Annotated in this window: 18 protein-coding genes; 7 read left to right on the plus strand and 11 right to left on the minus strand. The window is 36.7% G+C overall.

All coding sequences use genetic code 11. From position 1 onward, the window contains the following. On the plus strand, positions 1–2,478 hold a 2,478-nt coding region (locus tag LVD51_RS15300), incomplete at its 5' end, for a T9SS type A sorting domain-containing protein (RefSeq protein ID WP_236972230.1). A 137-nt stretch (positions 2,479–2,615) separates the two neighbouring features. On the opposite strand, the gene purU is transcribed toward LVD51_RS15300, so the two are convergent. The 5 genes from purU to LVD51_RS15325 all read right to left on the minus strand — a co-directional run bounded on the left by purU (position 2,616) and on the right by LVD51_RS15325 (position 7,746). Then, positions 2,616–3,440 carry a formyltetrahydrofolate deformylase gene (gene purU, locus LVD51_RS15305; protein ID WP_236972231.1) on the minus strand — a complete coding sequence of 275 codons (825 nt, stop codon included), beginning with the start codon at positions 3,438–3,440 and terminating at the stop codon, positions 2,616–2,618. A 163-nt stretch (positions 3,441–3,603) separates the two neighbouring features. Next, positions 3,604–4,398, minus strand: coding sequence for a thioredoxin family protein (locus LVD51_RS15310; protein WP_236972232.1), 795 nt, complete (start codon positions 4,396–4,398; stop codon positions 3,604–3,606). Positions 4,399–4,462: 64 nt separating this feature from the next. After that, complete coding sequence (locus LVD51_RS15315) at positions 4,463–5,605, minus strand: acyl-CoA dehydrogenase family protein (RefSeq protein WP_236972233.1); 1,143 nt, start codon at positions 5,603–5,605, stop codon at positions 4,463–4,465. Further along, positions 5,606–6,880 carry a replication-associated recombination protein A gene (locus LVD51_RS20145; protein ID WP_236972234.1) on the minus strand — a complete coding sequence of 425 codons (1,275 nt, stop codon included), beginning with the start codon at positions 6,878–6,880 and terminating at the stop codon, positions 5,606–5,608. It lies immediately after the preceding gene. Between the two features lie 86 nt (positions 6,881–6,966). Next, complete coding sequence (locus LVD51_RS15325) at positions 6,967–7,746, minus strand: glycerophosphodiester phosphodiesterase (protein ID WP_236972235.1); 780 nt, start codon at positions 7,744–7,746, stop codon at positions 6,967–6,969. A 224-nt stretch (positions 7,747–7,970) separates the two neighbouring features. Here LVD51_RS15325 and LVD51_RS15330 point away from each other — a divergent pair, with 224 nt between their 5' ends. Together LVD51_RS15330 and LVD51_RS15335 are read left to right on the plus strand one after the other, a co-directional pair. Beyond that, the gene (locus tag LVD51_RS15330; protein WP_236972236.1) at positions 7,971–9,449 is read left to right on the plus strand and encodes a catalase; all 1,479 of its coding nucleotides are present in this window, start codon (positions 7,971–7,973) and stop codon (positions 9,447–9,449) included. Positions 9,450–9,663: 214 nt separating this feature from the next. Further along, positions 9,664–10,029: a hypothetical protein gene (locus tag LVD51_RS15335; protein WP_236972237.1), complete on the plus strand. Its 366-nt coding sequence runs from the start codon at positions 9,664–9,666 to the stop codon at positions 10,027–10,029. A gap of 7 nt (positions 10,030–10,036) precedes the next feature. Here the strand turns inward: LVD51_RS15335 and LVD51_RS15340 are convergent, their stop codons facing one another. The 6 genes from LVD51_RS15340 to LVD51_RS15365 all read right to left on the minus strand — a co-directional run bounded on the left by LVD51_RS15340 (position 10,037) and on the right by LVD51_RS15365 (position 16,944). After that, on the minus strand, positions 10,037–10,657 hold the full coding sequence (locus tag LVD51_RS15340; protein ID WP_236972238.1) for a WbqC family protein: 621 nt from the start codon (positions 10,655–10,657) through the stop codon (positions 10,037–10,039). Between the two features lie 208 nt (positions 10,658–10,865). Next, on the minus strand, positions 10,866–11,729 hold the full coding sequence (locus LVD51_RS15345; RefSeq protein WP_236972239.1) for a tetratricopeptide repeat protein: 864 nt from the start codon (positions 11,727–11,729) through the stop codon (positions 10,866–10,868). Positions 11,730–11,895: 166 nt separating this feature from the next. Further along, positions 11,896–12,930 carry a serine hydrolase domain-containing protein gene (locus LVD51_RS15350; RefSeq protein ID WP_236972240.1) on the minus strand — a complete coding sequence of 345 codons (1,035 nt, stop codon included), beginning with the start codon at positions 12,928–12,930 and terminating at the stop codon, positions 11,896–11,898. Between the two features lie 563 nt (positions 12,931–13,493). Next, positions 13,494–15,293, minus strand: a complete 1,800-nt coding sequence (locus LVD51_RS15355) for an acyl-CoA dehydrogenase family protein (protein ID WP_236972241.1) — start codon at positions 15,291–15,293, stop codon at positions 13,494–13,496. A gap of 128 nt (positions 15,294–15,421) precedes the next feature. Then, positions 15,422–15,769, minus strand: a complete 348-nt coding sequence (locus tag LVD51_RS15360; RefSeq protein ID WP_236972242.1) for a 4Fe-4S dicluster domain-containing protein — start codon at positions 15,767–15,769, stop codon at positions 15,422–15,424. A gap of 116 nt (positions 15,770–15,885) precedes the next feature. Further along, entirely contained in the window at positions 15,886–16,944 is a 1,059-nt protein-coding gene (locus tag LVD51_RS15365) for a hypothetical protein (protein WP_236972243.1), read from the minus strand. A gap of 1,069 nt (positions 16,945–18,013) precedes the next feature. On the opposite strand from LVD51_RS15365, the gene LVD51_RS15370 reads away from it, so the two are divergent. From LVD51_RS15370 to LVD51_RS15385, 4 genes are all read left to right on the plus strand, one after another. After that, positions 18,014–18,268: an RNA recognition motif domain-containing protein gene (locus LVD51_RS15370; RefSeq protein WP_236972244.1), complete on the plus strand. Its 255-nt coding sequence runs from the start codon at positions 18,014–18,016 to the stop codon at positions 18,266–18,268. 172 nt (positions 18,269–18,440) lie between these two features. Then, positions 18,441–19,481 carry a sugar kinase gene (locus LVD51_RS15375; protein WP_236972245.1) on the plus strand — a complete coding sequence of 347 codons (1,041 nt, stop codon included), beginning with the start codon at positions 18,441–18,443 and terminating at the stop codon, positions 19,479–19,481. Between the two features lie 45 nt (positions 19,482–19,526). Next, complete coding sequence (locus LVD51_RS15380) at positions 19,527–20,189, plus strand: bifunctional 4-hydroxy-2-oxoglutarate aldolase/2-dehydro-3-deoxy-phosphogluconate aldolase (RefSeq protein WP_236972246.1); 663 nt, start codon at positions 19,527–19,529, stop codon at positions 20,187–20,189. A gap of 94 nt (positions 20,190–20,283) precedes the next feature. Continuing rightward, a complete protein-coding gene (locus tag LVD51_RS15385; RefSeq protein ID WP_236972247.1) occupies positions 20,284–21,801 on the plus strand; it encodes an NAD(P)H-hydrate dehydratase in 1,518 nt (505 codons plus the stop codon). The last annotated feature ends 152 nt before the right edge of the window (positions 21,802–21,953 follow it).

Genomic DNA, 21,953 nt, shown 5'->3' on the forward strand with positions numbered 1-21,953 from the left:
AATGAGAAATACGATGTTGCTGGATTAGGGACGGTATTGAATGAAGGTGAAGTAGAGTTGTACTACCACAATCAGATAAAATGGCTGTGGGAAGATAGTGAATTGAATGGAGACAAAGTAGTTCACGGTTATTTGTATGCGATTGCAGGTTATATAGTAGAAAACTGTTCTTCTGTAGATGAACATGGGAATAGATTGAAATTGAAAGATTTAGAATCAATCTTTGACAATCTGTTTGGCCAGCCTGGATATAGTAAAGTATTGGCTCATTTGGGAGGAGGCTGGAGTAAATCGGTTCCATTCCATTGTGAAGACGCATGTGCTGGAGTAGATGTTGAGTTGGCGGTATTTGATTATTGTTGCAACTTTGGTATCGGCAGTTCGAAGGCTTATGTAGAGGACAAAAGCAGTGTGAAACTCGTGAGACAATTGCCAGATTTGGACATTACCTGCGAGGCATATAATGTATACTACAAAGACATTGTAGAAGGTGCAGCAGCATTGGGAGAGAATGGAAGTGAGAATGATGAAAATGGTGTTTTTGCAGCGATGAACGATGTATTTGGATATTATCTGACTTCATATGTGGATAATCAAGGCCGAGCGGTAGATAAAGAAGGAAATTTATTATCGGAAAGTGATTTGAACTTTGATTACTACAACATTAGTTGTGGGGAGGAATCACAGACAGAGCAAGTAGCGGTGATCGGACATGACGGAATAATAGATTGGGTGAACAAGGTAAGTACGACGACATACTTGGATACGACATTGCATAGTAGTATCAATGGAGTGGTGAGTATAAATTGTTCAGCCATGAGTATACAAGATGTGTGGGTAGATCTAGATGAATGTGATCAAGGGACGATAACTCGTCGCTTTATCATCCGAGACGGCTGTGGATCAGCTGGATCTGGTATGACGTTTGAGCAGGTGATCAATGTAGCATCAGCTTGTGGATTGCGAGAGAGTATGTTTGATTTACCGGAAGACCTAGGGACACAGGACGGACCAATTTGTTTGCCAGAGGCATTGTCAGATAGCTACTTCCCAGATACGATAGGCAGGTTGACGCTTAAGCCTGAATTGGAAGGCGTATTGTGCAACTTGGTAGCAATAGGAAAGCAAGTGAAATCCTACGATGTAGTGGGTGCCCCAACGATGAAGAAGTATGAGATTACATGGATCATGAGTGATTGGTGTGGCACGAAGACATCGAGTACGAAGGAATTGACCTATACCCAAGTAGTGGTAGCGACGATAGATCCTGCGTGCAATGTAGATGATAATACGGGCGATGTAAGTCTTGTATCCGGTCAGATCAAGACGGAGTTGGGAAGTGCGGTTAGCGGAGTAGATGTCAAAGCGGTATTGGGACAATGGAGTCCAATCAAGCTATCTACGTCAGAGTCTGGGGATTATAGTTTCTCCTTAGAGAAGGGCTCTGATTTGACTATAGTACCGAGTAAGAATACTGGATTTTCGAATGGAATAAGTACGGCTGATATTATAGATATATTGAGTCATGTGTTGCAGAAGAATGAATTGGACAGCAAGTACAAGCGTATTGCAGCAGACGTGAATGGCAATGGTCAGATAGAAGCCTTAGATGTATTGGAATTGCGAAAACTGGTATTGAATCCAAGAGGTGTTTTTGCCAACAATACGAGTTGGAGGTTCTTTGAATCGAAGACAGATAATGAGGTTTACGAAATCAATCCATTGATTGGAGATGAAAGAGTGGACTTTACCGCTGTGAAGGTCGGTGATGTTAATTTGTCGAGTGATCCTGCGAGCAGCAATAGAAGTGTAACGGGTAATTTGAATTTGAATATGTCAGATAAGAGATTGAAGGGTGGAGAGATCTATCATATCGATGTGAGATCTGACAATTTTGATGCCATCAGAGGATTACAGTACACATTGAACTATGCTGATGCCTATGTATCGGTAGAATCGATATTGCCAGGGGCCTTGAAAATGACGGAAGACAATTATCTGAAGTATAGACCAGGGGTATTGACGGCGAGTTGGAATGATTCAGAGGGAATGAGTGCAGGTGCAGATGAGGTATTGTTTACCATAGTGGTAAAAGCTAAGAGTGAGGCCTTATTGCGAGATATCCTTACTTTGAACGACTTGGTAACGAAGACGGAAGCCTATGGAGATGCGGGTGAATTAAGAGACATTCATTTGCGATTCAATGGAGATGGGGGCAAGTTTGCCTTATATCAAAACAGGCCGAATCCGTACAAAGGAGAGACCATCATTGGATTTGTATTGCCAGAGTCGGGAGAGGCAGTAATGACGATATACAATGTATCGGGTCGATTGATGAAGACGGTTAAGGGAGACTACAGTGCGGGCTACAATGAAGTGAGAATTAGGTCGACTGAGATTGGAGGCAGTGGAGTATTGTATTACCAGCTGACCACAGATAAGCATACAGCGACGAAGAAGATGATCGTAGTGGATTGATAATAAGAAATTAATGCCAAATTGTCGATAAAGTATATCAACCTCTGCGGGAGTAATCCCACAGAGGTTTTTTTATTTCGTGAGATGGAGGTATCTGTAATAAAGGGATGTTATAAGGTTACAATTCATTAAACTTCTTAAAAAACAATGGTTTTATTACCATTGATAAATACGCGGTGTTCCAATACCAAATTCAGTGCTCTAGCCAAAACAATTTTTTCTACATCTTTACCGAATCTAGCCATTTCTTTGGCGCTGTAGCCGTGGTTTACCTTGACTATATCTTGTTCGATAATTGGTCCTTCATCCAAGTCTTCATTGACAAAGTGGGCTGTGGCACCAATGATTTTTACTCCGCGTTCATATGCTTGCTGATAGGGGCGGGCACCCTTAAAAGCTGGTAAAAAAGAATGGTGAATATTGATTAACTTTTTATTGAAAGTATGAATAAAGTTTGGGGTTAAAACCCTCATATATTTGGCTAAAACAATATAATCATGTGAATATTGTTTGATGATATCAATGATTTTATTTTCATGAGCTTCCCTAGTTATATCTTTATGATCTACATAGTAATAGGGAATGTCAAATTTTTCTGCGAAATCCAATAATACTTTGTGATTGGATACTACACATTGTATTTCAGCATTTAAATCTTTAGACTCTGCTCGAACGATGATATCGCTGAGGCAGTGATATTCTTTGCTGGCCATCAACACTAATTTCTGTGGTTGGCTACCCAAAAGTTCACAGTAAGCATCTTCGGGAAGCAAAGCTTTAACTTCCTTCATCAATTCATCCTTATTGACTTTAGAATTAAATGCTGTTCGCATATAAAACCTATTGAGGTTTTTGTCTACGTATTCATCGTTTTGTAAAACATTTAATCCGTATCGGTATAGTACTCCAGTTATTTTATGTACAAGACCTTTTTGATCTTCACAAGATATTTTAAGTATCAATGTATTAAGTTTTTTTTCGTGGCGTAATAATAGTGAAAAATAATTAAATCAAACACCGTCTTTAGTCTATATATGACTTTCTTCTGTACTGTTTGAAGTTCGGACTAGTAATATTAATACTTAATACAATATGATAGGTTGAGCTATTTCGGAGTGAATAAATTTACTGGAGAAATATTTTATCTATTTGTACTTTATAGATTGACAGTACTTGATGTTGATCTCCTAAAAATTGACCTAGTGCAATGATATAATTGGTGAGTTGTTGTTTTTGGGTTGTATTGGCGGTTTGATGACCTTGTAATAAAAATTGATAGGTGGCTTTGTAATCTTTTTTCTGAAAAGCATTCTTGGCTGCCCAAACTTTTCTGCCTACTATTTGATCACTATAGGGCATTTGTACCATTTCAAGAAGATCTTTTAAATACAAATATGCATCGTATAATTCATTCTCATTACTCATTAGATCCATGTAATGAATGGCTTGTACTGTATCGTGAACCAGGTACCATCGACATAGGTGAAGCAGATTATCGGTGGATATATTGTCGGGATCTATTACTGTTTCAATGTGTGGAGTATTGGGTAAGGACAGTGATTTTGTAGTGGTTTTATAGATGTTTAATAGATGGATTTCTTCTTTTATCGTATGTAAATACTGGTTTAGTGCGGCCTTGGTCAAAGCTGTTGAAAATTCAGAAAGAACATAACCATTGGTCCAGATTTTTACATTGGGAACTCCTCTTATTTTCCAATCTAACGCCAAGTCTGTATGTTGATCGACATTGAGTTTGCAAAAATGGAATTCATTTTTCCATTTATCTTTAATTTGGTCAATATTGTCTATCAACTGTAAACAAGGACGACACCAAGGTGCCCAAAAGTCCAATACTACAGGTTGAGTATAGCTTTTGAGAATAACTTCTGATTCAAAATTTTCAGGATCTATGATGGTCATATTCAGCTGTTAATGTATATAATCTTGAATCAACGTCGTTCGGAAGACTTTGTTTAATAAAAGTTTATTCAGATATGATGGATCTACCTATAACGATTTTCTGAATTTCACTGGTTCCTTCTCCTATAGTGCATAGTTTTGAATCTCTGTAGAATTTCTCAACTGGATAATCTTTGGTGTATCCGTTGGCTCCAAAGATTTGAACTGCATCTTCAGCGATTCTCACACAGGCCTCAGAAGCATAATATTTGGCCATTGCCGATTCTTTGGTTACACTTTTATTGGCATTTTTCAAACTTGCTGCCTGATCGGTTAAGAGTTGTGAAGCTTCCAATTGGGTAGCCATATCAACCAATTTGAAACTTATGGCTTGAAAATCAATGATGGGTTTTCCAAACTGTTCTCTTTCTTTGGCATAGGCTAAAGCTGCTTTGTAAGCACCATTGGCCACACCTAAGCTTAGAGCTGCTATAGAAATACGTCCTCCATCTAAGATTTTCATGGCTTGAATAAAACCTTCGCCTTCTTTTCCCAGTATTTGTGATTCGTGGATTCGACAGTTGTCAAAACACATTTCGGCTGTCTCAGATGCCCTCATCCCCAGTTTATTTTCTTTCTTTCCAGCGGTGAATCCTTTGGTGCCACGTTTTATTACAAAAGCCGTCATTCCTCTGCTATCTAACAAATCACCAGTTCTGGCGATTACTACAGCATATTTAGCGGATTTTCCGTGGGTAATCCAGGTTTTGGTCCCATTGAGGATAAAATAATCGTTGTCTCTAGTGGCTGTACACGACATTCTCATAGCGTCGCTACCAGTAGTAGCTTCTGTCAATCCCCAAGCACCGATGGCGTCACCAGAAGTAAGTTCAGGCAAATATTTTTGCTTTTGTTCTTCGGTGCCAAACATAAGGATGTGGTTGGTACACAAGGAACAATGAGCGGCATAGGATAGTCCAATTGAGGGGTCTACAGTGGCTATTTCTTTGATAGCAGCCACATATTCGTGGTATCCCAATCCAGATCCACCATATTGTTCAGGAACAATTAGACCGAGTAATCCGAGGTCTCCCATTTTTTTGAAGAGTTCGGTAGGGAAATGTTGGGTTTCATCCCATTCTAATACGTGAGGTGCTATATGTTCTGCGGCGAATTGCTTTACAGAATTAACAATAAGATTAAATTCTTCAGTTAATATGTCAATCATCTATTTTTTCTGTTTTTTTTCCCACCATTGCTCTAGTCTATTTTTTAACTTGGATTCTGTCGCATTATTCTGTGGGGTATAAAATATTTCTTCGTTTATTATTTCAGGTAAATAATCCTGATGAATAAAGTGATTATTAAAATTATGTGGATAAAGATAGTCTTTTCCAAAATTATTTTCCCGCATTAATTTTGTTGGCGCATTTCTCAAATGTAAAGGTACGGGAATCGCCCCTGTTTCTTTTACTTTTTTTAATGCGTCATTGATGGCAGTATAAGCCGAATTACTTTTTTCTGAAGTTGCTAAATATATGGCTGTTTCTGACATGGGTATTCGTCCTTCAGGCATACCGATATGGTGTACCGCTTGATAACAATTGTTAGCTAAAAGAAGAGCATTGGGGTTGGCCAGACCGATGTCTTCCGCAGCCGAAATGATCATGCGACGACAGATGAATAATGGATCTTCACCTCCAGCTATCATTCTCGCTAGCCAGTATACAGCGGCATTGGGATCACTGCCCCTAATCGACTTGATAAAGGCAGATACGATATCGTAATGTTGGTCGCCTTTTTTATCGTAATTCAAGGGATTGAGTCGAGCCACATGAGTAATAGTCTCTTGATTGATAACCAATTCTGTATCATGGGGTTGGCTATGTACGACTTGATCTAGTAAGTTCAGTGTTTTTCGAGCATCACCTCCACCGTATTGAAATAAGAAATGGAAGTTAATCTCTTTTATTTTTAAGGATTGAAGGGTGGTATCGATGGCAATAGCCCTTTCGATGATGGCTTTCATATCGTCTTCCTCCAGTTCCAACATTCGATAGACTTGCATACGAGAGAGGAGGGGGGAGATCACTTCAAAAGAGGGGTTTTCTGTAGTGGCTCCAATTAGGGTAACTGTTCCTTGCTCTACAGCCTTGAGCAATGCATCTTGCTGATTTTTACTGAATCGGTGTATTTCATCGATAAACAATATGGGGGCTGGCTTATCATATGATTTTTGTTTGGCGGCAGCTTCAATTACTTCACGCAGTTGTTTGACTCCAGTATCGATGGCGGAGAGTATGTGAAATGGCCGATTGAGGGTTCGTGAAATTATATTGGCCAAGGTGGTTTTTCCGACACCAGGAGGTCCCCATAATATCATAGATGGTAGGTATCCTTCCTTTAAATTTCGACGAAGAATACCGTTAGGACCGAGTAAATGACTCTGGCCATAAAAATCATTTAAATTTTCAGGACGTACTCGCTCAGATAATGGTTCCACAGAATAGGTAATTCTTCAATATACAATACAATTTTCTACTGCAAAGGTAGCTTATTGACTTCATACCTAATAACGCGGCAACCTTATTATTCGTTTAAATATTGAGATCGGATAACTCCAGGTCTATTGGTTGTAATACCTACAACGCCAAGATCGGTCAATTTTTTAGCCAAGGTGAAATCGTCAATCGTCCAAGACAAAACCGGCATCCCATCTTTTTTGGCTTGTGCCATAAAGTCCTCATTGATAACATTGTAATGTACATTGATGCCATCCAAACCTGAAGATAAAATATCAGACCACTTGGCCATAATTTCTTTTATTCTACCGCTTAACCAATAGCATTTATTGTTGGGGAAGGTTTCTTTGGTCTTTTGGATGACGTCCCAACCAAAGGCAATAAATACAATTTGACTTTGATCTTCTAATTCTGACATTAATTCTTTTAGTGGTTCTATTATTTCTACACCACATTTTATTTCTACCACTAATTTTTTGCCATAAGGGATGACAGCCATTATCTCTCTTAGACTGGGCATAGGTTCTCCAGCATATTTGCTATCTTTCCAGCTCCCAGCATCTAAAGATTGGAGAGTTTTTAGATCGGTATCCGATATTTTCAATTTTTTATTTGTAGTTCGCTCGGTATCTTTATCGTGTGAAACAATTATTTCACCATCGCCGGTAACATACACATCTACCTCAACGGCATCAGCACCCAATTCCCAGCCAAGTTGAGCGGCTGCCATGGTGTTTTCAGGAGCTATATAGGAAGCTCCTCTATGGGCAATTATAGAAGCTTTTTGAGCCATAGATAAGGGAGTGTTGATGATGAATGATAATAAAAATACGTAAAAAGTTTTCATAGTTTAATTAGTATATGGTCTAGTATAAATAGTTATTTATTACAAAATCACCAATCTAATGAAAATCCCAGAAATTATTGGTTTTGGATATTTGAATACTCCATATTTTATATAAAAATAACAATATCAACAATATTTATAGCCCAATAAATTATTTCGATTGATTAGATCTTTAGCATATTATACCTTGCATTAGTTTAATTCACTAAAAATATTTTAATATTATGTCTAATGATAAAAAGATACGTACAGCGGCGGGAGCAAGGGTTGGTCACTACGACGATTCTCAATCCGTAGGGTCAAGAGGTCCATTATTATTACAAGATTATTTCTTACATGAAAAATTGGCTACATTCAATAGAGAGAGAATTCCAGAGCGAATAGTACACGCAAAAGGTTCTGGAGCTTATGGTACTTTTACGGTAACCCACGATATAAGTAAATATACACGTGCTAAGATCTTTTCGAAAGTGGGTAAGAAGACCAGGATGTTTGCTCGATTTTCGACAGTAGGTGGAGAAAAGGGGTCTGCCGATGCCGAACGAGATCCAAGAGGGTTTGCTTTAAAATTTTATACTGAAGATGGAATCTGGGATTTGGTAGGAAATAATACACCGGTTTTCTTTATTAAAGATCCTAAGAAATTTCCCGACTTTATTCATACACAGAAGAGAGATCCTAAGACGAATTGTAAAAGTGCAACTATGGCATGGGATTTTTGGTCTCATACACCGGAAAGTCTCCATCAAGTAGTGATACTTATGTCCAATAGAGGTACACCATTGAGTTATCGCCATATGAATGGATACGGTAGTCATACCTTTTCTATGGTCAATGAGAACAACGAAAGAGTATATGTCAAATTTCATATGAAAACGCTTCAAGGAATTAAAAACTTTACCGATGCTCAAGCAGGGGAAATGAAAGGAAAAGATCCTGATCACGCTCAAAGAGATTTGGTTGAATCGATAGAAAACGGAGATTTCCCTAAATGGGCTATGAAAATCCAAGTCATGACAGATGAAGAATCTAAATCCTTTAGATGGAATCCATTTGATTTGACCAAAGTATGGCCACATGGTCAGTTCCCATTAATAGATGTTGGGGTGATGGAATTGAATGAAGTTCCCGACAATTATTTTGCCCATGTTGAGCAATCTGGTTTTGCTCCTACCAATGTGGTCGATGGTATTGGATTCTCGCCTGACAAAATGTTGCAAGGAAGAATATTGTCATATCCCGATGCCCATAGGTATCGAATAGGAGTCAATTACGAACACCTGACTGTAAACAAATGTCCTTTTTCCGTTAAAAATTATCACAGAGACGGTGCCATGAGATTTGATGACAATGGAGGTGATTCGCCTAATTATTGGCCAAATAGCTTTGACGGAATGACCGTTGATGAAGGGGCACAAGGTATCCCTTATGAATTGGAATCGAATACAGTGGCTTATTTCGATAGAAATCACGATGACGACGATCATTATACTCAACCAGGGAATTTATACCGGTTGATGAGTGATGAAGAAAAAACCCATTTGGTAAACAATACCGTTGGTTTTATGAATAATATTGGAACGGAAAGACGTAGCGAAATTATAGAAAGACAATTATCGCATTTTTATCGCGCTGACAAAGAATTGGGCCAACGCATTGCAGTAGGATTAGGAGTTACTATCGATGTGACCGACTTAGTTTAGGATATTTTGACACACTATATTGACAAGGTATGTAATGCAAATATTGTGTTACATACCTTTTTTTTATGATGTTTTACGTATTTTAACATCTTTATTTACAATGTTTTAAAATATTTTAATTAAAGTTTTTTGTGAACTAATTGTTCAATATTTTGTTGATATACACAGTTGCCGATTGGTTTCTCGTCTAGTGAAAATAAAAATTGAATAATATATGGAAGTTGCAGAAGAGCGCGCAAAGTACATTGCACAAGCAGTGGAATTAGCGAAAGGAAAAGGATTCAAAGACTTTAGATCCAGTTTACCAGATTATGAAAATCCCCAATCTTTTCTAGAGAAACAAAAAGACAAGGAAGTATTACCCGATTTTACAGCTAAAAGGAGTGGGAAAAAGCACTATTTTGATATTGCAATGAAAACCGATTCCATACAACCTCTAGTGACCAAGTGGAAGTTGTTAAATCATTTGGCCGATGTCAAAAATAGTAAACTTATTTTATTTGCTCCCCGGGGTCACAAGGCCTTTGCCGAGCGCTTGATTAAGCAGTATAAGATCAATGCTGATATTTTAGCTTTATAGCTATTTTTTATTCACCTATAAATTCGGAAAGCGTTAAACGCTGGATTATGTTAGCAGAGGCGGGACCATAGTTAAACAACACCTCAAGGATGGAATGACCAGGTACGAAATGATAAAATTCTACCTCGTGTTCCTCTAATAGCCTAGGATTTTTGTCCATGAGTTGGGGTTTGATTTGGTCTCTATAGTCTACCTTTTGATTGGGTTGATGCTCATATTCGGTAGTTTGTTGGGGCATAGAAACATCAAGTTGTTTGCATAAATAAGACAAGATGTCCAGATTGAGGTCGTATAAGTACTGATGGTTTCGGTCAAGGATATTCATTATATCGTCTATATAATGCATATAGTATGGCGCACTGCCGTATTCTGTTTGAAGACTGTGTTTGATACTACTAATATATCGATGTTCGTAAGAAATGGCGACTTCTTGTATAGGTAGTCTGTTTTTGCCTTTAACCAGTGGAAGGATGATCCATTGAGAGCCGCGATTGCCCTTGATATAGCATTTGTTTCTAAAACTCCGTTTATTGTAGTTTTCATGTGCTTCTATAAAGGTGGTTTCCTTGAGCAATAAAAAGTAGAGTAGGGAGGGAGCAAATTGCAATTCAATTAATCTTTCACTCATGGGCATTCAAATTCTTCATTAGGGGCAAACATAATTAATTTTTAATATTATACACCTAAATTTCGATACCTACATTTCCATATTTCTGAAGACATTGTAAAAAACTCACTTGCCAGTTTTCAATATATTTTGGTATTTCTGAAGAAAAACTGGAAACTGAATTATGTATTTTCACAATTTTCCAATAGTGAAGTTTTAGCTCAGAATTCTATTTTTTCTTTCTCAATCTATTCTTTTTAAAATCAATTAACCACTTAAAACTTCCATCCGTTTCATCCCATACTTCATAAGCATCATTTACATAGGCTATCGCCTCATTTTCATCCCCTATTCCTATATACAATGGAGGTGAATCAGGCATTTTTTTGGCCCCTAATAAATAGTCAATTACATAGGGATTATTCTTATTGGCCTCTGATAACCATTTTTTCGTTTCTAATGTATTTCCCCATTTCTTAAAACCATATAGAGCCTTGTTAAAATTCAATACCGCACAATTCTCATCTTCCATATTCTCCGTAAACGATTCATATTTTGACAAATCATCTAAAGCCAACAATAAATTAGATAGCATATATCTAACTCCTTGATTATCCATAGTATTTAACTCCAACATTTCTTCGTAAATGGCTATGGCTTTTTCATCTTCTCCAATTGAATAATAGCAATCAGCAAGATCTGCTTTGGCTCTCATGTATGGTCTAGTTTCTACATAGCCCCAGAAATAACCTCTATCTTCAATAAACATTTCCTTCCCAAGGTCTATTTCACCCACTTGTATGGCCTTTTTATAAAGCATAATTGCTTTGCTTATATCGTCTTCAATACTCGCCAAATACGAGTATGCATCAACATTATTCGGATATAATTTAAGCGCTTTTTTAACTAATATTTTTCCCTTTTCCGCTGTCTCATTGTAGGCTTCACGTACCAAATCTTGCGAGCGCCACTTCTTGTTTAAGTTTATTTTTGAAGGTTTAGAATTGGTTGTTAACTCTTTATTTATATCAGTTTCTGAATTAGAATCTCGATTCATTGTTCCTCCCTCTAATTTGTCTTTTTCTTTACTCATTGCAGTTGATTATTCATCAGGTTGTTGCGATACCCAATCGATTTTGTAATTGACAAAGATAAATCAATTTGAGATAATTTATTATAAGTAACAAAACCTAAATTTCTATATATTTAATTAGTAATGGGTAAGATGTGTAAGATGTTGTGCTTTAAACTCTTATCGTCTAATATTTTGGGGTTTTTATGATCTTGACAATTCGGTTGTAGACAATTTCTGACAAATTCCAATTGTATCCTTCAAAATTAGTTGGACTAGTAAATTGAATGACGATAGCATCTATTTCTTTGTGGTATTGGGCAATGTTTTGATAGCCTGGAACTAAACCAGTATGGTCGTATACATATATGGAGGAATAGATTTCCTGTTCTCCTTCATCGAACAATGAACCGTCATTTAATGCCCTTAAAAATATACCTACATCTTCTGCAGAAGCAATCATACCTACCTCGTCTGTCTTTAAATCAATTGGATGTCCCACGTGGTAACCACTCATGACATCATCAATATTGACTTGACTCAAAGATTTAAAAGTATTTTTTAGATTAAGTCGATTTAAAATTTCTTCTTGAATGAAGAGAAAATCATCATAACCCAATACCTTATCCATAATTTCCGAAAGTAATAAATAATTGGTATTGCTGTATTCGTAACCTTTGTCGGGTTCAAAACTAGCGGGTAAATCGAGTACTAATTCCAGTTTTTCATGATTGTTTTCTTTGGGTGCGGCCCAATAGTTATGGGTATTGGTATAATTGGGTATGCCACTGCGATGTTGAACCATCATTCTCAATGTGATTTTATCAGCATTTTCAATTCTTCCCAAAAGTTCTGGACAAAACTCAGCCAGGGTTTGGTCGAGTGATAGTCGTCCATTTTTAACGAGTTTGGCAATGGCCACCGCTATATAAAGCTTGTTAATACTGGCAATTTTAAATAAGGCATTGGGACGTGCTGGAATTTTCTTGGCTTTGTCGTGGTATCCTGCAGTGTATATTTCTGGGGTCATGCCAGCTTGATCTATATATACCACAATTCCTTCAAATCCATGATCAATGGCTTCTTCAAGTTGTTCTTGAACGGTATCCGGCAGTGGCATTATCCAAGCTTTAACCAATATCCAAGGCACATAGTACAATGATACTATAGTTCCCGTCAGTAAGGCTATTCTGATGATTCGCAAAATATTTTTCTTAGCCATTGTCTTCGTTAATTATAAATGTAATTCGTATAACTATATAGACTTGCCATATATAAATTGGTAAGTTAAAATAAATTTTTCAGTTGAGAAATTACCATAAAATTAGTAATCGGATATTATATGGCTGTAAATCAATGTTGTTTTTTCATGGATTTGTCATGATTTTTGCCATTAAATAATTTGAAAAGCACGGTAATATTATCTATAGATCTAAAAATAATTAACTGCAACTTAGCAAAAATACGTCCAATCGAGGTTGGATTAACCCAATGTTGGTAAGAAGCATTTAATTTCTGATCGGATATCGATCTTTATTGAATTCGTCGCAGGGAAGTGCCAGCCAAGACCTTTACTTGAGATTCTATTACCATAATGATAGGTGTGTGAATTTATGTGGTTTTCTGTGGTGGGAGCAAGGTAATATAGAATATCGTTATCGAATTGGTTGGCAGACTGGGAGATTGTCATGCTCTTTTACAGACACTGGAGTGAGATAGGAAAAATATCATTGGATCAATAAGGATGAATATTGACCCAATGATATTTATATAAATGATGAATATTTACATTGGATAATGATTCAATTCAATGGCTTTGTCAGCTATTTGTCGTCTAAGGCTCAATACGTTTTGAATACTATATGAGTCTAATCTAACGATTTTTTGATGTATATCTTTAAATGTTTCTTCAGTGAAAACAGAAGCGGCAGCATCGATGGCATTCTTTACAATTCTAAATTTAGCATCGTGTAAAAATACTTTAAGTATGGATTCTTGGAGACCAGCTACCGTATCGATACCACTTGATTTTAATTTGTAAACACGCAAAGCCAGTGATTCAGCTACGTATATGTCAATAAGAATATCGGCTAAATTCATGACTACTTCTTGGGAATCATTGAGATCAAATCGACCTTCTTGTTGTTCTTTAAACAAAGCTGTAATCAGCAACATAAGTTGATTTTTAAAGCTTTGCACCCCGTTAAATTCCTCTTTTAAGTGGGGGAGAGAAGCACTGTTGTCAGTAGTTTGGGTCAATGATTGGGTTAGTTTCTCTATTCCAGCACCTAAGTTTATATCCCCCTTTTGAATATTCTTAACCAACATATTGATGCAGAGCAATCTATTGATCTCATTAGTACCTTCAAATATTCTATTTATTCTAGCATTTCGATAGGCCATAGAAACTTCAGATTCTTCAGAGAATCCCATACCTCCATGAATTTGTACGGCTTCATCTACTACAAAATCAATTACTTCAGATCCATATACTTTTAAAATGGCGCATTCAATGGCATATTCTTGTGCAGCCTGTAATTTGGCATCACCATAAGAAACACCTGAAGATTTCAACGATTCTGCCATTGCATTGAGGGCACTAGAGGTTCTATATATGGCTGATTCTCCAGCAAAGGTGCGAATAACTTGTTCTGCAATTTTATTTTTAATCGCCCCAAAATTGGAAATTGGAGTATTGAATTGTTTTCTGTCATTGGCATATTGAATCGATAGGTTATTCAGATTTTTTGACCCAGCCACACAAAGCACACTTAATTTTAACCGACCTATATTGAGTACATTAAAGGCTATTTTATGACCTTGACCGATTTCTCCCAATACATTTTCGACAGGAACCTTTACATTCTCAAAAAATACTTGTCTGGTAGAAGATCCGTGAATACCCATTTTATCTTCCTCATTTCCCAAGGTAATCCCGTCGGTATGACCATCGACTATAAAGCCGGTAAAGTGTTTCCCATCGACCTGAGCAAATACAATAAACACATCGGCGAATCCACTATTGGAAATCCACATTTTTTGACCGTTTAAGACATAGTGTTTACCATCTTCAGATAATACAGCTTTGGTTTTAGCGGAGAGAGCGTCAGATCCTGAAGTTGGTTCTGTTAAGCAGTATGCCGACTTCATTTCACCAGAAATAATCTTGGAGAGATAGTGTTGCTTCTGAGCGGGACTTCCAAAATACAATATAGGCAACATCCCAATACCTACTTGTACTGAATAACTTACATTAAAGGAGTGAAGGGGGCCAAATAATTCATTGACCAAAATATCGGTATTTTCATCCATTTCCATCCCCCCGAATTGTTCTGGCATATGGATTCCTAAAAATCCCATTTCACCCATTTCTTCCAAGATATTAACCGAGTGATAGAATTCTCCTTTTTCTATTAGCTTTAGTTTAGGTTTAATCTTAGAGTCAATATAATTAGACAGGGATTCAACAATCAATAATTGTTCTTCACTAGCAAATTCAGGAAAAAACAAAACGTTTGTATCTTCTTGATTTACAATAAAGTCTCCTCCATTGATTCGATCTAATTGTTGAGATGTAGTATTCATTATTATGTAGTTTGTGTTTTGTAATATGCCAATAAATATACGCATTTATTGAACAAAAGTCAAATAATATTAAAAAAAAAGCCATCTAATTTAGATGGCTTTAATAAAAATAATATGTTTAATTTTTCTTATAAGTGTAATGCTGCTTTACGGGCTAACAAGACTTCTTCTGTTTCTTCTCGATCTGGATCTGGAAGACAGCAGTCAACCGGACATACTGCAGCACATTGTGGTTCTTCGTGGAAGCCAACACATTCTGTACACTTATCGGGTACGATATAGTAGAAATCTTCTTCTACAGGCTCGTTTTCGTCACTTGCATCTACATCTTTACCCGTTTCTAAGGTGTAATTTCCAGTAACACTTGTTCCGTCTGCGACTCTCCATTCTACACCACCCTCATATATTGCATTGTTTGGGCATTCAGGCTCGCAAGCTCCACAGTTGATACATTCATCGGTTATAAAAATTGCCATTATATATAGTTGTTATATTAAATTTTGAACAAAGCACAAAACTACTAAATCTTACATTAAAAAGTGTTTCAATGTCCTTGTTTTTGGTTTTTTTAATTAAGAAGGAAGGGGAGAAGCTAGTCTTCGTCCACTATTATGGCGTCATCTATGATTTCATCTCCATCTCCATCTTGGTCCTCAAAGCCCGGTGCATTGGGTTTTGGCCTATTATCTTTAGTCTCAATCTTTGAAATACTGACATCTTTTACCTTGTCAAAATCTCCAGCGGCAAAGGCCTCGGCTTTACGCCAAAAATTGTCCTTGTCGTCTAATTCTGATTTTTTCAAATTTTCCATATTGGGATCTTTCGACACATATTCGCCCTTATTTTTTTCTTCTTCTGCCATTTTCTGTGCATCGTCAACGGTTTTATTCCATTTGTTTTTGATCTGGTCCAAACTGGCTTTAGCCCGATCAATGATACTCATACCATTTTCATCCTTTTCGTTGAGGTAATTCTGAGTGGATTGATATAGTGCTTCACCTTTTTTCTCTAGAAGTTCGCCCATCTTTTCTGCGTGAATTTTTGCAGCGTTAAGCACGTCTGATGTTTTTCCGAATATGGATTCTCCAATGGCTTCGGTAGATTCTTTTAATCGATCTAAGCCAGAAGTCGCTTTTTTACCTTCTTTTTGAAAGGATTCAGTTGCCTCATCGTGAAAGTTCTTTGCTTTTTGACGAATTGTCTCAGCTGTATCTACCAAATCTTCTTTAATGGCCGAAGATTCAGCATTTAGTTCTGATATAGTTTTTTCTATATCCTGATCTGCTAAATTGTCAGCAGATTTTAATTCTTCTCTGAATTCCTCTGCTCGCTTTCTTAATGCAGCCATTCTCTCTTGAGCCGCTGTTTCCGCATTGGCAACATCAGCATCTACTTTGGTTTTGAATTCATTTCCACTTTTTTCTACTTCAGAATGAAAATTCATGTATTTATCTTGGATCTTTTTAAGCTCTCCGGAGGCTTTTTCTCCGATGATTTCAGCACCAACCATTACATCCTTGGCTACCTTAGATCCGGTGTTTTTAATTTCTTCCAACATTTCGTCTGACTCATCGGTCAGTTTGCGGCCAGCTGATCTCGCCATAGATTTAGCTCCAAAGACCAATTTTTTAATGTCGTTAAGTATGCTCATTTTTTATTGTATTGTATAGTAAATCAAACAATGATAAATATATAATGTTTATATGGATTTTATATAATTATCTTTCATTTGTAACGGATGGATTTCGACTAAATTACCATTATATGAGATTATTGATATATTTAGCTATTCATACTTAATAATTTTGGATATGGATTGATTGCTTAATCCCGTATATCTCAATTTCAATCTGCTCTAAATATCTATTGTGATTTATCATAAATTTAAATGTTAACTACACTTCATATTATTATTAAGTATCTAAATTTTCCTTGTTCTTAGTTTTGGCTATCATATTATTCAGTCTTATGCCCACAGTTCTTACTATAGTTTTATAGACTTGTAAATCCATCATATACTATATAAGATCTTTTATTTTGCCTATAATATATATTATGTTAAATAGAACTTTCTAAAACAGCAATTCTCATTTATATCCCTTTCATTGGCTATATTATTATAAAAAACCTCTCCATTATATATAAGGTGTAATTGAACTTGTGCTTTGTAATAATTTTCAGCCCAATAATTGAATGTATGATGTTATTGATATATATATGTTGGAGGTTTTTTGTGCTTTCTTAGATTACTTGAAATTTCATCCTTCATTGTACATCCAGGAGAAATTCTGACGTCAAATCACTAAAAGCATATTAGTATAAGTTTATCTGAAAACTACAGGATATGTATTGTGACAAATTCATCTAGTTATTAAAAATTTCATAGGTTGTTATATTGAATTTGTATTTTTTAAGAAGTCAAAATTTCTATTTATTTTATGATATATTTTAAGCCTTGGAGTAAATTAAATATAGATGCAATGTTTTTTGTCAGATTGAAGTTTGTTTTAACCATTAAATCATAATTTTTACTGGACTTGAGAAATGCAGATTTAGAATCATATTTTTTTAACATGTCTAGTCAAAATAGATTATTTTTCAATTATATACCTATTATTTATAATAATTATCTATCTTTGCCTCGACTAGCGAATCAGAGTGAATCACTACGATTCATCCAGTTTCGTTAGAACTTTATTAATTAATTTATATTTTTTTTTATGAACATTTTTGTAGCCAGTTTAGACTATGGCATGACCAACGAAGATCTACAAGATCTTTTTGAAGATTACGGAAGCGTATCTTCAGCTAAAATTATTTTTGACAAATTTACTGGACGTTCTAAGGGATTTGGATTTGTAGAGATGGATGATAACCAAGAAGCAGATAATGCAATTGAAGAATTGAACGAAAGCGAAGTAAATGGAAGAAAAATTGTTGTTAAAAAAGCTAGACCGAAAGATGCAGCTTGGTAGACAATAACGTTACAATAGTAAAGTAATTTTATAAACTCCGACAATGTCTATTGTCGGAGTTTTTTTATGCAAAATATTATAGTATCATTATTTTTTTATTTTATTGCCGCAAACGTTTTAGAACCACATATTTTTTTTTCATTTTTACGGCTTAAAATATAAATATAACACTATGAAAAAAGTAATCACATTTGGAGAAATCATGTTGCGATTGAGTCCTCCTGGATATTTGCGATTTTCTCAAGCATCTTCCTTCGATGTTGTATATGGTGGAGGTGAATCAAATGTAGCCGTTTCTCTTGCCAATTACGGAATACCAGTAGATTTTGTTACCAGATTGCCCAAGAACGATATAGGAGAATGCGCTCTTATGGAATTGCGAAAAAGAGGTGTAAACACCGATAATATTATTTTCGGAGGAGATCGATTAGGCATCTACTTCCTAGAAACAGGAGCAGTAAGTAGAGGTAGTAAGGTGGTATACGATAGAGCTCACTCAGCAATCTCAGAAATCAAGCCCGGCATGATTAATTGGGAAGAGGTTTTCGAAGGTGCTGGATGGTTTCATTGGACGGGAATTACTCCTGCTATCTCCCAGAGTGCTGCAGATGTATGTCTGGAAGCATTGAAAGTAGCAGATAAAATGGGCGTCACTATTTCTACAGACTTGAATTATCGAGCCAAACTATGGAAATACGGTGGGGATCGAGAAAAAATAATGACAGAACTTACCTCCTACTGTGATATTATACTCGGAAACGAGGAAGATGCAGAAAAGCATTTTGGCATTCATCCCGAAGGCCTCGATGTGCACAAGGATGGACATAATGTCAAAGCGGAAGCCTTTTTATCAGTTTGCAAGCAAATGATGAAGAAATTTCCCAAAGCTAAAAAAGTTATCACTACACTTAGAGGATCTATTTCCGCTTCCCATAACACATGGGCTGGTGTATTGTGGGACGGATCAAAAATGTACGAAACCCGTCAATACCAAATCACTCACATCGTAGATCGCGTGGGAGGAGGTGATTCTTTTATGGGAGGATTGATATACGGTTTGTTGCAGTACCCTGATGACGATCAAAATGCATTGGATTTTGCTGTGGCAGCATCCTGTCTAAAACATACCATTAAAGGCGATGCCAATTTGGTAACCGTAGACGAAGTTGAGAAACTTATGGGCGGAGATGCCAGTGGCCGAGTGAGCAGATAAGATTTTTGAAACTAAACGATCATTTAATTTAGATAATTTAATACAATGGCTAAATATTTAAGAAGTCAAGTTGTTCAACAAATCGAAGAACAACGTCTTATGCCCCTGTTTTATCACAGCGATGCCGAATTGGCAAAAGCGGCATTAAAAGCATGCTACGATGGTGGCGCTAGATTAATGGAATTTACCAATAGAGGTGATTTTGCTCACGAAGTATTCACTGAACTCAATAAATACGCATTGGCAGAATTGCCTGGTATGATGTTGGGTATTGGTTCTATAAACGATGCCGCAACTGCTGGTTTATACATGCAATTGGGAGCACATTTTATAGTAGGTCCCTCCTACCGCGAAGACGTAGCAAGAATTTGTAATCGTCGTAAAGTACTATATGTGCCAGGATGTGGAAGTTTAACAGAAATTGGCAACGCAGAAGAAATGGGTTGTGAATTTGTGAAATTATTTCCAGGCAGTGTATACGGTCCCGGTTTTGTAAGCGCTATTAAAGGTCCTAATCCGTGGACTAAAATTATGCCAACTGGTGGAGTCAGTACAGAAGAATCCAATTTGAAAACATGGTTCTCTGCCGGCGTAAGTGCTGTGGGAATTGGTTCTAAATTGTTGTCTAAAGATTTATTGAAATCTAAAGATTGGTCTGCTTTGCAACAAAAAGTGGCCGATACTTTAGCTCTTATAAAAACACTGTAATCAATAGATTATAGCCTGTTACAATAAAGCCTAAGTTGTCAAGGAGTTTACTTGGATTATTCCAGTATAATTGATACCTTAGGTTTTATTTTTTATGAAAATACTGGACCAACAACAAATACGCAATCTCGATCAAAAGACCATACAGTCTCAGGGACTTTCTGGTATAGAGTTAATGGAACGCGCAGTTGCAGCATTAATGCTGAGGATTGATGACGAATATATCTTTACGGATAAAATAGTTCACGTATTTGCTGGATCTGGAAATAATGGAGGTGATGGTATAGGTATCGCAGCTCATTTGGCAGAACAAGGGATAGAGGTCAGATTGTATTATTGCAATTACAGTGCAGTATCTTCAGAGAATCTCGCTATGCGGAATACCCTACCCCAATATAAATACTTACAGAGTAGCGAAATTGCAGATATCCATTCCTTTCCCGATATAAATAAAAAAGACATAGTCATAGATGCCATCATGGGCAATGGTATCAATCGCACTGTCGGTGGAATATGGCAGTCTCTGATTGAACATATTAATAAGTCTCAAGCCTATATTATAAGTGTTGACATTCCCTCTGGTTTACACCCAGATCGCTACCTAGGAGGATTATCCATTCATGCGGATCGCACCCTAGCCATTGGTTGTCCTCGAAAGTCATTTTTTTTCCTCGAAAATCAAGAAGTATTAGGCGATTGGTCTATTGTAGATATTGGTTGGGATAAGGAATCCTTGGATTCTATAGAATGTAACGATACCTATTTACTTCCATCATTTTTGAAATCTATCCAAATTAGTCCTAGGAAAAAATTTGCTCATAAAGGAAATTTTGGTCATGCATTGTTGATCAATGGTTCCTATGGAAAGATGGGTGCAGCTATTTTGGCCGCCAGATCTTGTTTGCGAAGCGGTGTGGGATTATTGACCTGTCATGTGCCGAGGATAGGTTATCCGATTATGCAAACCTCTGTGCCAGAAGCAATGGTATCCATCGACCAACACGAATTTTATTTTCACTCTTGTATAGATACCTCTCCTTATTCTGCCATAGGTGTGGGGTCGGGAATAGATCATCGATCCGGTGTCAAAGAAGCCCTCTCCTATTTGTTGAAGAATTGTAAGAAACCAATGGTATTAGATGCAGATGCTCTAAATATTATCGCTGGTGAGAAAAATTGGTTGTCGATATTGCCTCCTCAGAGTATTTTGACTCCCCATCCTGGAGAATTTAGACGATTGTTTGGCGATTGGCAAAACGATGAAGAAAAATTACAGAAACAGCTGGATCTATCGGTTAAATATCAATTGTATATCGTCCTTAAGGGAGCTCATACCAGTATTTCTAGCCCTGAAGGAGAACTTTTTTTCAATTCAACAGGGAATCCTGGAATGGCTACAGCTGGAAGTGGTGATACACTTACAGGGATACTTACAGCTATGTTGGCTCGAGGATTGACTCCGCTTCATGCCTGTTTGTTGGGGGTGTATGTCCACGGACTGGCAGGAGATCTTGCAAAACAAGACTGGGGAGAAACCTCGTTAATAAGTTCGGATATTATCGAACATCTCGGTAAAGCCTACCAAATCATAGAAAGAGATACACAGGAATAGCGGGGCTATGTCCACGGTATAGGATGTTTTTTGTCACAATGTTTAGAGTATTCACCACAAGAGACATAATTTTAATGGTTAATGGTTAATGGTTAATGGTTAATGGTTAATGGTCAATGGTTAATGGTTAATGGTTGATTATCAATGGTTAA

This window comes from Membranihabitans marinus, from assembly GCF_021729155.1.
Lineage (GTDB): Bacteria > Bacteroidota > Bacteroidia > Chitinophagales > Saprospiraceae > Membranihabitans > Membranihabitans marinus.